The 13,647-nt window shown below is 71.3% G+C and carries 14 protein-coding genes; 8 read left to right on the plus strand and 6 right to left on the minus strand.

Going from position 1 to position 13,647, the window contains the following annotated elements:
* The coding region (locus tag B1205_RS29780) for a hypothetical protein (protein ID WP_089156326.1) at positions 1–2,006 on the minus strand (2,006 nt) is incomplete at its 3' end.
* A gap of 177 nt (positions 2,007–2,183) precedes the next feature.
* On the opposite strand from B1205_RS29780, the gene B1205_RS15905 reads away from it, so the two are divergent.
* Positions 2,184–3,494 (plus strand): S8 family peptidase, encoded by a 1,311-nt coding sequence (locus B1205_RS15905; RefSeq protein WP_254909983.1) that lies wholly within the window; start codon positions 2,184–2,186, stop codon positions 3,492–3,494.
* Positions 3,495–3,513: 19 nt separating this feature from the next.
* Positions 3,514–4,149, plus strand: coding sequence for an RNA polymerase sigma factor (locus B1205_RS15910; protein WP_089156328.1), 636 nt, complete (start codon positions 3,514–3,516; stop codon positions 4,147–4,149).
* A gap of 495 nt (positions 4,150–4,644) precedes the next feature.
* On the opposite strand, the gene B1205_RS15920 is transcribed toward B1205_RS15910, so the two are convergent.
* Together B1205_RS15920 and B1205_RS29160 are read right to left on the minus strand one after the other, a co-directional pair.
* A complete protein-coding gene (locus B1205_RS15920) occupies positions 4,645–5,673 on the minus strand; it encodes a hypothetical protein (RefSeq protein ID WP_140158066.1) in 1,029 nt (342 codons plus the stop codon).
* Positions 5,674–5,746: 73 nt separating this feature from the next.
* Positions 5,747–5,959 (minus strand): hypothetical protein, encoded by a 213-nt coding sequence (locus B1205_RS29160; RefSeq protein WP_140158067.1) that lies wholly within the window; start codon positions 5,957–5,959, stop codon positions 5,747–5,749.
* An 87-nt stretch (positions 5,960–6,046) separates the two neighbouring features.
* On the opposite strand from B1205_RS29160, the gene B1205_RS15925 reads away from it, so the two are divergent.
* The 4 genes from B1205_RS15925 to B1205_RS15935 all read left to right on the plus strand — a co-directional run bounded on the left by B1205_RS15925 (position 6,047) and on the right by B1205_RS15935 (position 9,755).
* On the plus strand, positions 6,047–6,241 hold the full coding sequence (locus B1205_RS15925) for a DNA-binding protein (protein ID WP_089156402.1): 195 nt from the start codon (positions 6,047–6,049) through the stop codon (positions 6,239–6,241).
* A gap of 494 nt (positions 6,242–6,735) precedes the next feature.
* Positions 6,736–7,305 (plus strand): glycoside hydrolase family 3 protein, encoded by a 570-nt coding sequence (locus B1205_RS31645; RefSeq protein ID WP_441338506.1) that lies wholly within the window; start codon positions 6,736–6,738, stop codon positions 7,303–7,305.
* The gene (locus B1205_RS31650) at positions 7,302–8,996 is read left to right on the plus strand and encodes a glycoside hydrolase family 3 C-terminal domain-containing protein (RefSeq protein ID WP_254909985.1); all 1,695 of its coding nucleotides are present in this window, start codon (positions 7,302–7,304) and stop codon (positions 8,994–8,996) included. Before B1205_RS31645 ends, B1205_RS31650 begins: the two co-directional genes overlap by 4 nt.
* Positions 8,997–9,227: 231 nt before the next feature.
* Positions 9,228–9,755, plus strand: coding sequence for an NYN domain-containing protein (locus B1205_RS15935; RefSeq protein ID WP_254909986.1), 528 nt, complete (start codon positions 9,228–9,230; stop codon positions 9,753–9,755).
* A 73-nt stretch (positions 9,756–9,828) separates the two neighbouring features.
* Here the strand turns inward: B1205_RS15935 and B1205_RS15940 are convergent, their stop codons facing one another.
* From B1205_RS15940 to B1205_RS29785, 3 genes are all read right to left on the minus strand, one after another.
* A complete protein-coding gene (locus tag B1205_RS15940) occupies positions 9,829–10,878 on the minus strand; it encodes a trypsin-like serine peptidase (protein ID WP_089156331.1) in 1,050 nt (349 codons plus the stop codon).
* A 260-nt stretch (positions 10,879–11,138) separates the two neighbouring features.
* Positions 11,139–11,813 carry a nucleotidyltransferase domain-containing protein gene (locus B1205_RS15945; protein ID WP_089156332.1) on the minus strand — a complete coding sequence of 225 codons (675 nt, stop codon included), beginning with the start codon at positions 11,811–11,813 and terminating at the stop codon, positions 11,139–11,141.
* A gap of 492 nt (positions 11,814–12,305) precedes the next feature.
* Complete coding sequence (locus tag B1205_RS29785) at positions 12,306–12,500, minus strand: hypothetical protein (RefSeq protein ID WP_176308628.1); 195 nt, start codon at positions 12,498–12,500, stop codon at positions 12,306–12,308.
* Positions 12,501–12,550: 50 nt separating this feature from the next.
* Here B1205_RS29785 and B1205_RS15950 point away from each other — a divergent pair, with 50 nt between their 5' ends.
* Positions 12,551–13,360, plus strand: coding sequence for an AfsR/SARP family transcriptional regulator (locus B1205_RS15950; RefSeq protein ID WP_254910000.1), 810 nt, complete (start codon positions 12,551–12,553; stop codon positions 13,358–13,360).
* A 121-nt stretch (positions 13,361–13,481) separates the two neighbouring features.
* A complete protein-coding gene (locus B1205_RS31655; RefSeq protein WP_254909987.1) occupies positions 13,482–13,610 on the plus strand; it encodes a hypothetical protein in 129 nt (42 codons plus the stop codon).
* Positions 13,611–13,647: the final 37 nt, after the last annotated feature.

Consider the following 13,647-nt stretch of genomic DNA (forward strand, 5'->3'; position numbering starts at 1 on the left):
ACGGTCACCGGACGCCCCGCGCAGGTGGGCAGCGCCGACCAGGGCACCGCGTGCAGCGCCCCGACCGGGACGATCACCAGGTCCCGGTCGGCCAGCCGCCGCCGCAGCGGGGCGAACAGCAGCCGGTCCAGGGCGGCCGCGGCGTGGCCGGCCCCCGCCCGCGGGGCGGCCGCGTCGCCGGTGGTGACCAGCCGGCGCAGGGCGAACCGGTGCCGGCGGGCCAGGTCCGCCGCGGCGGCGAGCGGGCCCAGGTCGTGCAGGCTGGCCCGGCCGTCGCGGACCAGCACCGCCCGGATCCGGTCGCCGTGGGCCACCAGCTCGACCAGCACCCGGGAGCCGAGCCGCGCGGCCAGCGCGCCCACCCCGGGCGGGGCCAGCACGGCGCCCCCACCGGGCACCCGCCGGGCCAGGTCCCGGATGCGCTGCTCCAGCCGGGCCTGCCGGCCGCGCAGGGCGGTTGCCGGGCGCCCGGCCAGCACCTCGTCTTCGAGCAGGCCGCTGACCAGTCGGAGCTCGGCGAGCGCCGCCACCAGGTCGGGGTCGGCCGGGGGCCGGGCCGGCCGGGCCCGCAGCGCATTGGCCCGCCACCGTTCCGCCCACGCCAGGACCCGCGCCGGCGCGACCGCCCGGACCGCGATGTCGAGGCCCTCGGCCGCCAGTTCCTGACCGTACGCGCCGCTGTGGGCACGCAGCTCCGTGGCGCCGAGCGACATGCGGTGCCGGTCGAGCACGGCCAGCCCGCGGCGCAGCGCCCGGGCGGCCCCGGGTTCGTCCCCGCCGAGCCGGCGCGACAGGGCCAGGGCATACCAGCCCTGTGCCCGCCGGTCGGCCGTGCCGCGACGGCGGGCCTGGGCAGCCACCGCCAGCAGGTTCCGGGCCGGGCCGGGCCGGCCCAGTGCGGCGGCCACCAGGCCGGCTTCGATCCGGGTGGTCAGCGCCGGACCCGGCCACCCGGTCGCGTCGAGCTGGTCGGCGGTACGCGCCATGGCGGTGAACAGGGGTGCCGAGCGGGTGCCCCGGCGGTACTCGGCGCGCAGCTCGACGTGCCGGGCGAGGACGGCCCAGGCGCGTCGGCCCTGGCGACGGAACCGGGCCCGGGCCGCGGCGGCGGCGTCGGTCGCGGTGTCCAGGTCCGCGGCGAGCAGCGCCGCGCGGGCCCGGGCCAGCAGCGCCTCGGCAAGGTCGGAGGCCATGCCCCGGCGCCGCAGTTCCTCAACGGCCGCCGTCGCCACCACCACCGCCTCGTCGACCAGCGGCACCGACAGCAGCAGCTCGACGCGGTCCAGCAGCAGCGCCGGCCGGGGTACGGCGAGCCGCCGGTACTCCTCGTCGACGGTGGCGAAGCAGCGCAGCGCGCCGGCGATGTCGCCGCGCTGGCCGGCCGCGATGCCGCAGTTCCACCGCGCGTCGGCCGCCGCGAGGTCCAGGCCCAGCCGTTGGAAGGCGGCTGCCGCGCGGGACAGGTCGTCGTCGGTGCCGCCGGCGGCGCCACGGTGGGCGTTGAGCAGCCCCCGGTTGTTGCGTGCCCGCGCCTCCAGCAACAGATCACCCTCGCGCAGGGCGATGTCGACGGCCAGGCCGTAGTCGCGTACCGCCTCGTCGTAGCGACCCCGGTAGTGCAGCACCACACCCCGCTGCATCCGGGCCCGCCCCGCGTCGGCGCCGACGAGCTGTGGCAGCGCGGCGGTCACCGCGCGCAGCGCCGCGGCGGTCTGACCGGCGTTGGCCAACACGTAGCCCAGGCTCATCCGGGCCAACGCCCGGGTCCGGGGCGTGTCGGCGACCCGGACCGCGCGGCGCAGATGGCGCAGCGCGCCGGGCAGGTCGTTGAGCTCCCGCAGGGCCAGACCGACGGCCCGCTCGGCGGTGGAGCGCTGGTCGGCCCCGGCCGCGGGCCCGGCGGCCAGCACCCGCTGGGCGATCGCGATCGCCTCGCGCGGGTAGCGCTGGACGGCGTCGAGCGCCGCCTGGGCCGTGTCGGCACCGGAACCGGTGCGGTCGGGCATGCCCCACAGAGTCTCCGAACCGATGCCCAGCCGTCAATGTCCGTGGGGCCTGTCGGGAATCCGCGCCAACCGTTTACGTCATTGACATACAACTATGCTTTGGAAGAATCGACGACACCCGGGAACGTGGCCACACCGGCCAGTGGCGGGCGCTTGCGCCGACCGCATGGAGGACCCGTGTCCCCTGACCAACCCGCCGCGCCGCGCCCGGCCGGCCGACTGTCCCGACGGCGACTGCTGACCGCGTCCGCGCTGGCCGCCGCAGCGTCGTTCGCCGCCGGGTCCCGTGCGGCCCCGGCCCGCGCCGAGAGCGCGGACGACGCCGCCTACCAGCGCGCCTTCGACGAGGCGCTGGCCGCCGACAAGAACATCCGCCGGCACACCACGCCGGGCCGGGAGTTCCTCTACCGGCCACGGCAACTGCTCGCCGCCGACGCCGACGCCCAGCGGGTCACCGCCTGGCTGCGCGCCCGCGGCCAGGTGGTGGCCGTGGGCGACGGCTTCGCCGGGGTCACCCGTCTGCTCCTCGACCGGGAGACCGACGTTCCCGCGCTCGTGACCAAGCTGCGCGACCCCCAACAGTGGCCGGGGCAGCCGGTGCCGAAGGTGCAGCCGCACCACGTCCTGCTGGGGCTCGGCAACATCATGGGCAACCCGGGCAGCCCGCCCGCGACGGTCGCCACGCTGCCGCCGCCGGACCCGAGCCGGCTGGGTGAGGGCGCCGGGGTGACCGTCGGGATCTGCGACACCGGCATCTGGCGCCAGGCCGGCGGCTACCACCCGCAGTGGCTCGGCGGGGCGTACCTGCCGGAGGTCGACGACGAGGACCCGCTCTACGTGCACACCGACGTGCTCGCCCCGCAGGGCGGGCACGGCACCTTCGTCGCCGGGGTGGTGCGGCAGGCCGCGCCCGGGGTCCGGGTCGACCCGGAGCAGGCGCTGACCGCCACCGGTCTCGGCGACGAGGCATCGGTGGTGGCTGCGATGGCGCGACTCGCGCCGGCGGTGTCCGTGGTCAACCTGTCCCTGGGCGGGTTCACCCAGGACGACCAGCCGTCGCTGCCCCTGGCCAACGCCGTGGCCGCGCTACCGGCGACGAGCGCCGTGGTCGCGGCGGCGGGCAACGCCGGCACCAGCCGACCGGTCTGGCCCGCCGCGCTGGGCCGGGTCGTCGCGGTGGCCGCGGTCAGCCAGGGCTCCGGTGGCGTGGTGCCGGCCACCTACAGCGGGTACGGGCCATGGATCGACGTCTGTGCGATCGGCGAGCGCCACAGCACGTACGTCGAGGGGCAGTTGCCGCTGCCGGGCCGCCCGACCCGGGTGTTCCACGGCTTCGCCGCCTGGGCGGGTACCTCGTTCGCCACGGCGCACGTCTCCGGTCGGCTCGCCGCCCTGATGACCGCCGGCGGCCTGAGCGCCGACGCGGCCCGGCTGGCGCTGCTCGCGGCGCCGCGCTGGCACCCCGACTACGGCGTGCTCGTCGGATGAGCGGGCGGACGGCGTCGCCGTGACCGACACGAGCGCGACCGGCCTGGTGACCGCCGCGGCGGGTGGGGACGAGTCGGCGTGGGTGGAACTGGTTCGCCGGTACACCCCGCTCGTCTACTCGGTGATCCGGTCGTACGACCTGAGCCGCGCCGACGCCGCCGACGTCAACCAGACCGTCTGGCTGCGTCTCGTCGAGCAGCTGAGCCGGGTACGCGACCCGCAGGCGCTCGCCTCCTGGCTGGCGACCACGACCCGGCGCGAGTGCTACCGGCTGTCCCGCCTCGGCCGCCGCACCCAGCTCTTCGACCCGTACGACGACGCGCTGGACGCGTACCATGGCTTGTCCCGCACGGCGGACGTGGCGGCCCCCGACGAGGAACTGCTACGCGCGGAGCGGCGGCAGGCACTGCGGGAGGGCTTCGCGCAGCTGCCGCCGCGCTGCCAGAAGCTGCTGGCCCTGTTGACCGGCGACCCGCCGGCCAGCTACCGGGAGATCGCCGAACGGCTGAGCGTGCCGGTCGGCAGCATCGGGCCGACCCAGGCCAGATGCCTGCGCCGGCTACGGGACTGCCCGGCGCTCGCCCCGTTCCTCGGATCGGCCGCGACCCGGACGAACGGAGGTGAACGCGATGGAGCCGTTGCCGCCGGCCGATGACGCGGCCCTGACCGCCGAGCTGGGTGCGGCGCTGTGGGAGATCGGGGCGGTCCCGGAGGAGTTCCTGACCGCCGCGTTGGCGGCGTTCGCCTGGCGAAACGTCGACACGGACGTGGCGCTCGCCGAGCTGACGTTCGACTCAGCGTGCGACGCGGAGCCGGCGCCGACCCGGTCGGCCGGGTCGACGCGGACGCTGTCGTTCCGCGGTGCCGCGGTGGCGCTGGAGATTGAGGTGACCGACGCCGGCATCGTCGGTCAACTCTCCCCGCCCCGGGGCGGGCGGGGGGNGCGGAGGCGCCGGTCGACGCGGTGGGCTTCTTCTCGCTGGGCGCTCCCCCGCCCGGCCCGGTCCGGCTGCGCGCCCACACCGACGGCTACACGGTGGCCACCACCTGGGTCTCGCTGCGCTGACAGCCCACCGTCCGACCGTCCCGGCGAGTGCGGTGACGGGGGCCGCGGGCTGCCCAGGCCCGCGACCCCCGCTGGCGGCCGGGGCTACTGCTTCCCGACGCTGATCAGGTACTCCACCCCACCGAGGTCGGTCCGCTCCGCACCGCTCGTGTCCGGGCCGAACTGGGTCACGTCGAGCACGAACTCCTTGTCCGAGGCGACCGCGGCCGCGAAGGTGAGGGAGAACTCGACCCGCTCACCCGGTTGCAGCAGCAGGTTGCCGAGGCTGGCCTTCGCCGGCTCGACGACCTCCACCTGGTTCCTGCCGACCTCGCGTACGCCGGTGCCGACCTTGCCGCCGGCCTGCCACCGCTCGAACAGGGTCGGCCCGAGGTCGACGACGACCCGGCCGCCCACGCCCTGGATCGGCTCTCCCGGCTGCGTGAAGACCAGGTCGTTCTTGGTCGCCACCCGGAGCGAGTTGCCGATGGCGAACGGCCGCACGGTCGGCGTCCCGCCGGCGACGAGCCGCACCGAGTCGACGTTGCGCCAGGCGATGTTGTTGTTGTAGCGGGTGTTGGTGCTGATGTCCGGACCCTCGAAGGTCATCGGATCGGTGGGCGACACCCACCTGGCCAGCAGGCAGAAGTGGCCCGGCCCGGGCACCCCGGTCCACGGGATCGTCACGGTCGTGGTGCCGGCGAAGACGGTCACGTTCACCGCGCCGATCTGGGTCCAGTGCGTCGGCCAGACGGCACCGCCACCCGGCGTCGTCCGGTAGACCCGCAGCACACCGCTGTCGGTGCCGGAACCGTACGGGCCGGGGTTACGCAGCTTGACGAAGATGTAGTTGGTGACGCCGACGATCGGGTTCTGGCTGACGGCACACTCGATGGTGGTCGGGCAGACCTTGATGTCGGGGCTGGCCCACAGCGGGTTGAACGAGTGGGGTTGGGCTCCGACATCGCCGGTGACGTCCCGGATGTAGACGTCGGTGCGGGCCGCCGCGGCCCTGTCCTGTCGCGCCTCGACCGGCGCGGCGGCGGCCGTGGTGACCGCCAGCAGGGCGACCAGCGCCGTGCCGGTGAGCACGGCCAGCGCCGAGCGGCGGACGCGTCTTCCTACGTTGCCCATGACAGGCTTCTCCCATCGTCGAGGGGCCGCCGACCTGACGTTGTCGCCTACCGGGTCGACGCGATGACGTTGTTCAGGAGCGCCGCGCGGCGCGGTTGATACGTCCGGCGGACCAGGTCACCGTCAGATGGAGTGAGAAGCGACCAATGATAAGAATGTCGATGCCTTGCCGGACCGGACGACGCCGCCCCCGGGTGGCAGCACGCTCCGCCGGCATGTCGATGTGGATGACGGTGACCAGGATCAGCCCAACCTGCCGGCCATTCTCCGGCCCGTCCGCACTCACGTTCTCCTGGCTCCTACGGCCTGGCACGCCAACGTCAGGGGATGCCACCGGAGGACGCGGATGGCCCGGATTCGACATGATGAGACCGTGGATTCCTCCCTCGACATCCTGCCGAAGATCGGTGTGCCGGCGACGCGGGCCTTGAACAACGCCGGTTACACGGCTCTGCGTCAGCTTGTCGGGGTGCCGCGTGCTGAGCTGGCCAAGCTGCACGGAGTGGGCCCAAAAGCGCTCGACGTCATCCAGAGCGCGCTCCGGCGGCACAACCTGAGTCTGAGTTAGCCTCACCGTCACCAACTACGGCGTCGGTCAGGGATGGCTTACGAGGCAGCCGACGATCGCTGAGTGACCGCGCGCCACAGCGCTCACCACTTGTGGGGCATCCCCTCCATCATCAACGGGGTCGTCGCGGCACACGCCGTCGTACCTGACCATCACCGCGTGGGCTTGATGCTGCGGCCGTCCCCGAAGGAGGGCGCGGGGCGTGGCATCATGAGGCAGAGCCGAACTCCGGGCACAGGGCAACCTCAGGGCACCGCCATCGATTCCCGAAGGGAACGCTCATGCGCATCCGGCTCCGCAGATCCACGCGCCCATCTCGTACCCGAACAGCCGTCGTCGGCATGGCCATGACGGTCGCGCTCGCCGCGACCGGTCTGGCCCTGGCCCCGGTCGCGGCCGCTCAGGCGCTGCCCTATCAGGATCCGTCCCTGCCCGTGGCGCAGCGGGTGGCGGACCTGCTGCCGCGGATGTCGCTGGACGAGAAGATCGGCCAGATGACCCAGGCGGAGCGCGCCAAGGTCAGTCCGGCCGAGGTCACCGCCTACCGGCTCGGCTCCGTCCTTTCCGGCGGCGGCTCGGCACCGTCACCGAACACCCCGGCCGGCTGGGCGGACATGTACGACTCCTTCCAGCGGGGCGCGCTGGCCACACCGCTCGGCATTCCGATGATCTACGGCTCGGATGCCGTGCATGGACACAACAACGTGGTCGGCGCGACGATCTTCCCGCACAACATCGGCCTCGGCGCTACCCGCGACCCGGGCCTGGTCGAACGGATCGGCCGGGCGACCGCCGAGGAGGTCACCGGCACCGGCGTGGACTGGACCTTCTCGCCCTGCCTCTGCGTGGCCCGCAACGACCGCTGGGGCCGCACCTACGAGTCGTTCGGCGAGAAACCCGAGTTGGCGACCCAGATGAGCAGCATCGTCACCGGCTACCAGGGCACCACGCTCGGCGGACCGGCCAGCGTGCTGGCCACCGCCAAGCACTACGTCGGCGACGGGGGAACCACGAACGGCACCGACCAGGGCAACGCCCAGCTCTCCGAGGCGGAGTNATCATGATCTCGTACAGCAGTTGGAACGGGCAGAAGCTGCACGGCAACCGCTACCTGATCACCGACCTGCTGAAGAACGAGCTGGGGTTCACCGGTTTCGTGGTCTCCGACTGGAACGGCATCGACCAGATCGACGGCGCTCCCGGCTTCACCGGCGCGGAGGTGGCGCAGGCGGTCAACGCCGGCATCGACATGGTGATGGCGCCCGACGCTTGGCAGTCCTTCGTCACGCTCCTGCGCGCCGAGGTGCAGGCGGGCCGGGTGCCCTTGTCGCGCATCGACGACGCCAACCGGCGGATCCTGACCAAGAAGTTCGAGCTGGGCCTCTTCGAGCGTCCCCTCGCGGACCGTTCGTACGCGGGCACCCTGGGCAGCGCGGCACATCGCGAGTTGGCCCGCGAGGCGGTGGCCAAGTCGCAGGTGCTGCTGAAGAACGGCGGCGCGCTGCCGCTGCGCACCAACAGCCGGATCTTCGTGGCCGGCAAGAACGCCGACAACATCGGCAACCAGAGCGGCGGGTGGACCGTCACCTGGCAGGGCGGCAGCGGCAACACCACCCCGGGCACGACGATCCTGCAGGGCATCCGGAACACCGTCGGCTCGGCCGGCACCGTGACCTACAGCCTCAACGGCAGTGGCATCGACTCCTCCTACGACGCCGCGGTCGCGGTGGTCGGCGAGACGCCGTACGCCGAGGGCCAGGGCGACCGGCCCGGCGGCATGGGTCTGGACACCGCCGACCTGAACACCATCAACACGCTGCGCGCGGCCGGCGTACCGGTGGTGGTCGTGCTGGTCTCCGGTCGCCCGCTGGACATCGCGGCGCAGGTGCCGAACTGGAACTCCCTGGTGGCCGCCGGGCTGCCCGGCACCGAGGGCCAGGGCGTGGCGGACGTGCTGTTCGCCGTGCGCCAGCCCACCGGGAAGCTGCCGGTGACCTGGATGCAGTCGGCCAGCCAGCAGCCGATCAACGACGGCGACGGCAAGCCCTCACTGTTCCCCTACGGCTACGGGTTGAGCTATGGCAACCCGGCGCCCGACACCACCGCGCCGACCGCGCCGACCAACCTGCGCGCCACCGTCAGCGGCACCTCCGCCACGCTGGCCTGGTCGCCGTCCACCGATGACGTGGGGGTACGGGAGTACGTCGTCCACGAGATCGTCGGCACGTCCGACACGGTGTACGGCCGCACCGCCACCCCGTCCGTCACGATCACCGGTCTGGTTCCCGGTGTGTCCCGGCGGTTCTACGTGGTCGCGGCCGACGCGGCCGGTAACACCTCGCCGGCCTCAACGACGGTCGTGGTACAGGGGGTGGACCCCACACCCACACCCACACCCACACCCACACCCACGCCGACGCCCACGTCCGGCGTGGCCGCCTGCCAGGTCACCTACGCGACCAACGACTGGGGCGGCGGCTTCAGCGCCACCATCACCGTACGCAACACCGGCACCACGGCCCTGTCCGGTTGGACGCTGCGCTTCGCCTTCCCCGACGCCGGCCAGCGGGTCACCCAGGGCTGGTCGGCCACCTGGTCGCAGAGCGGCACGGCGGTGACGGCGAGCAACGCCGCGTGGAACGGCTCGCTGCCAGCCGGCGCGTCCACCGGGCTCGGCTTCAACGGCACCTACGGCGGCACCAATCCACGCCCGGCCTCGTTCACGCTCAACGGGGCACCGTGCACCGCCGGATGACCGGATAGCCGTTCCGCACCACCTGCGGTGTGTCGGCGGCGTCACCTGTTGACACCCCGGCACACCGCCGGCCGTGGACTGTCTGCCGGCAGGGCTGGCAGGCAACACCCTTGACCATGAGTACGCTTCCCCCGGTACGGCAGATGTTCGGGCTCGACCGGTCCGCGCTCGCTGCCCGACTTGGGAGGCACGCCTATGCCCGGTACGACCGATCCCGTCACATACCTCATCGTGGACGGGGAGAACATCGATGCCACCCTCGGCAACAGTGTTCTGGAGCGCCGGCCGGCCCCGGCGGAGCGACCCCGGTGGGAGCGTCTGCGGGACTTCGCGCGGGACACGTGGCAGCAGCCGGTGAAGGCCCTGTTCTTCCTCAACGCCTCGGGCGGCGGTCTGCCGATGCCGTTCGTCCGGGCCCTCCTGAGCATGGAATACCGGCCCATTCCGCTCGCCGGATCGTCGGATCAGAAGGTCGTGGACATCGGCATCCAGCGGACGTTGGAGGCGATCGCCCGGCGCCCGGGCAATGTGATGCTCGCCAGCCACGACGGGGACTTCCTGCCGCAGGTCGACGAACTCCTACGAGGTGATCACCAGGTCGCGGTCGTCGGGTTCAAGGAGTTCCTCAACGCCGGCTTCGCCGACCTGCCGGGCCTGCGAGTATTCGACATCGAGGAGGATGCGGGCTGCTTCACCAACGTCCTTCCCCGGGTCCGCATCATCGACCTCGACAGTTTCGACCCTGAGCGTTTCTTGTAGGCCGCACAACGAGTGGAATTGACGGAACCCGCCGGGCGCGTAGCGACGCACCCGGCGGGAAGATCCGGCAGGATCAGGCGGAGATGTTACGAACCGTGTTGTAGAGGTTCGCCACCTGGTTGCCGTAGTACGGCGAATACATGTACTGCGGGAGGTTGTTGTACTTGAAGTCGTTGTGTCCGTTGATGTAGCCCCAGTTACCGTCGAACAACATGAACCAGGGGCCACCCGAGGAACCACCGGTCATGTAGTTCGTCATGTAGATGGTGCCGCCGCCACCGTCGTAGGTCGGACCGTTCTCGGCCCAGAGGGTCTGCCCGTTGAACGGGGCGGCCTGCGGGTATCCGAAGGCGTAGTCGTACTGGCCGACCGCCTGGTTCCAGGCGATGCCCTGACCACCGAGGTAGTCGGTGATCCGCCAGCCGTTGACCCGGCCGATGACCGCCGAGCCGACGTCGTTGGCGAAGTCGTTGTTGTTGTTGTACCAGGCGCTGGTGGTCCAGAGACCCGTGGCGTACCAGTAGCCGTACGGCGCCGAGCCGTTGACGTAGTTCGGGACGAAGGCCCAGTTCGTGGCCCACTGGAGGTTGCCGGTCATGCAGTGCCCGGCGCTCCAGACCGAGGACTTGCCCTCGGTGTTCACGACCGCGGCCGAGCAGACGTAGTTGAGGCCGCTGAGCGTGAAGAAGACCTTGCCGTTGGTCCGGGCGGTCGGGTGCCCGACCGGGTAGGCCGGGTCGTAGGCGTCGGCGCCCATCTCGGGCAGGTCAGCTCGGGGCTTGGTGACGGGCGGAGCCGCCGCCACGCTGCCCGCCGCGCCCTGCGGACCGGTCGCAGTGCCGGTGGCCTGGCTGGGACGAGCGTTCTTCACCGCCGGGATCTCGCTCTCCGGCAGCGCCGCGCGCATCCGCTCCGGGGTCCAGTAGGCGGCCAGCGCTGCGGCGCGGGCGTCGACGCCACTGCCCTGGACGGTGCGGGCGACCTCGGGGCTCAGTTGCGCGACGACGCCGACGACGCCCTTGTGGGACGTGTCGGGCTTCGCCTGGGCGGCCCCCGCGGTGGTGAGCGTCACCGCGGACAACGCGGTGATCAGCGCGAGGCCCCTCAGCAGTCTCCGGGACATTCTTCCTGCCTCTCCGGGTGGGTGTGGTGGAGACAAAAAGATACGACGGAGAACCGGAAAAGCAGTCGTCAAAATGCGCCGGGTGACACTTGGAGGAAGACCTCGCCAAGCTAGCGAACATTGACTTGCTTGACTGAGTTGGGTAAAGCGACATTACTCCCGACATTACGCCGAAACAAGGCCGCCGGAAGTAAATATTCACGTCATCACTTGTTGTTATTAATCAAGCAGAAGATCCGCATTGACCTGAGTCTCGACGGTCACTGGAGATTCCTTTCCCGCACCGCCGTGAGCAGCCGATCCACGTCGACCCGGCCAGGCTGCTCGGGCAGCACGGTGGCGGTGGCCGCGTCCGCCAACTCGACGAACAGGTCCGCCGCCCAGGCGACGACCTCGTCCCAGGGCAACTCACCGCGCCGCACCGCCAGCAGCCGGTCACGCAGGTGACCGACATCGACCAGCACCTCACCCGTACGCAGCAGGTGCGCACCGGCGACCAGCAGCCGGATCATGTGCATGGCCTGCTTGTGGTTCGTCTCCCCGGTACGCTCACGTCGAGCCGACACCCGGTTGAGCTGATCCCGGGCATAGCCGCCATAGGTCTCCGCCACCCGCCTCGACAGGAACGCCTGCCGCGCAGCCAGCAACCACTCCCCGTCAACAGTCACCGACTGGACCAACGGCGACCAGAGCACCTCCAGAACGGTCGGGTTGCCCTGCAGAGCCAACACGCAGAACCGCTCGAACTCCCAGGAGAACTGATCCACCGCCGGACCGTCGAGATGGGTCGGTGGCTTGTCGAGACGCCAGAACGCCCGGGTAGGTGCCACGTACACACCACGCCGGTCGTAGTCAGAGCCCGGACCATGCAGCCCGTACGCCCGCGACCCGACCACCACGGCCAGAACCGTGTGCTGCTCGACAAGCTCCATCACGCCCCGGACGCTACCCAGGCGCCACCTGACCGCTGGACCCAGCCTCTCATCGCGGCGGACGGACCGTGCAACTCCGCTTCCGAACCACCGGGGCCGTCAGGCTCGGCTCGTGATTCGCGCCGTGCTCGTGGATCACGCCGACAACACGCGTTCGCAAGGCGAATCGCGGACTTCGATTCCCGTTACGTCGATGCCTTCATCGACGCTAGTGCCGACATCGTCGACACGGTCGAGCGGCTCGCCACGGTCCGCAAGTGACAGCCGCGGACCCGCCATCACACCAAATGTGGGGCAGAGCCGTTATCTGTACAGTCCCCTATCAATTTTGGGATGACGGCGAGGGCCACCGGGCGCAGCTCCTCGCCGAGCGGGGAGCCGAGTCGGCCGGCGTTCCGACCAGGCATCTCATCCCGCCAGGCGGCGCGTCGGATCGGGTATGACCAGCTCACGCCAGGCGAAGCGAGAGTGCGGAGAATCGCCACTCCGGCTCGGTCAGCCCAGAAGGTCGGTCACCACCCACTCCCCGCCGGCAACCTCGGATATGGCCACCCTCTCGATACAAAATCCGTTACCCCCGGAATCTGATGCCAGATCAGGCATGTGATCAACTGCGGCAATTGCGAAGATCGCCAGTTCAGGAAATTTCCAGCCTTGCCGATAACCGAGTTCTACCTCAAGGATGTTCATCAATGCATGAGCGAGGTTTTCGAAGCGGATTTCGCTTGAACTCGGAGAAGATGCAATTGTTTTTTATTGATGTACTTGGTCCGATTTCAGCTCGTGTCGCAGGCGACCCCGTCCGACTCGGCGGACCGCGCCCCAAGGCGATCCTGGTGAGACTGCTGCTCGCCGAGGGCATGGTGATCACCGAGGACCAGATCATCGAGGACGTGTGGGACGGACGACCACCCCGCAGCGCCCGGCAGGCCCTGCACACCTACGTACGCCACCTGCGCCGGGCCATCGAGCCCGATCGGGCTCCCCGGCAGCCTGCCGTCGTACTCCGGCGACACGCCAACGGTTACTCGCTGGCCCTCGCCCCCGGTCAGGTCGACGCGGAACGGTTCAGCTCGCTCGCCTCCGCCGGCGCGGCCGCCCTGGCCGAGGGGGAGGCGGAACTGGCCGTACGCCAACTCGACGAGGCCCTGGCGCTCTGGCGCGGCGCGCCCTACGCCGACCTCTGCACCACCACCTTCGTGGACAGCGCCGTCCGGCATCTGGAGACACTGTGGGCGGTCGCCCGCGAGGACCGGGTCGCGGCCGGACTGGCACTCGGCCAACACCGTGGACTCCTCAATCAGACCCGGACCCTGATTGACGACTTTCCGCTCGACGAGCACGCCTGGGAACTGCGGGCCCTGGCCCTGTACCGCGCCGGACGGCACGCCGAGGCCCTCGACGCCCTCCGGGCGATCCGCACCGGGCTCCGCGAGGAACTCGGGGTGTCCCCCGGGCCTCGTCTGCGCGCCCTGCACCAGCTGATGGTCGCCCGGGACGCCACGCTCGAATGGCGGCCTTGCGGCGCGGACCGGAAACACACCGCCTGACCAGCGCCGGCGACTCCGCTGTCCATTGACGGTGGCCGGCTGACTTTCAGTGGGTTTTCAGTGCGGTCGGCCACGATCCGACCGGCTCGACTTCCCGAGCCGCGTACCGAGGGAGGCTCGCATGATCGACACGAAGGTCACGAAGACCGAGCGGCCGATGAAGAAGGTCGCCGTCCGTAAGGCCGGCCCGGTCCGGCTGACCGCGGCGGCCAACGCCGCCTACATCCCGTGGGACTGCCTGATCGCGTGATCACCGTACCGTCCGGCCGGGTCCTCCCCGGCCGGAC

The sequence above is a fragment of the Micromonospora sp. NBS 11-29 genome, assembly GCF_002140155.1.
Taxonomy (GTDB): domain Bacteria; phylum Actinomycetota; class Actinomycetes; order Mycobacteriales; family Micromonosporaceae; genus Micromonospora.

What these genes read in the sequence shown, in the direction of transcription:
- B1205_RS15920 (WP_140158066.1), bottom strand. Translation starts at nt 5,673, where the DNA reads ATGGGCAACGTAGGAAGACGCGTCCGCCGCTCGGCGCTGGCCGTGCTC.
- B1205_RS31650 (WP_254909985.1), top strand. Translation starts at nt 7,302, where the DNA reads ATGATCTCGTACAGCAGTTGGAACGGGCAGAAGCTGCACGGCAACCGC.
- B1205_RS15940 (WP_089156331.1), bottom strand. Translation starts at nt 10,878, where the DNA reads ATGTCCCGGAGACTGCTGAGGGGCCTCGCGCTGATCACCGCGTTGTCC.
- B1205_RS29785 (WP_176308628.1), bottom strand. Translation starts at nt 12,500, where the DNA reads ATGAACATCCTTGAGGTAGAACTCGGTTATCGGCAAGGCTGGAAATTT.
- B1205_RS15950 (WP_254910000.1), top strand. Translation starts at nt 12,551, where the DNA reads ATGCAATTGTTTTTTATTGATGTACTTGGTCCGATTTCAGCTCGTGTC.
- B1205_RS31655 (WP_254909987.1), top strand. Translation starts at nt 13,482, where the DNA reads ATGATCGACACGAAGGTCACGAAGACCGAGCGGCCGATGAAGAAGGTC.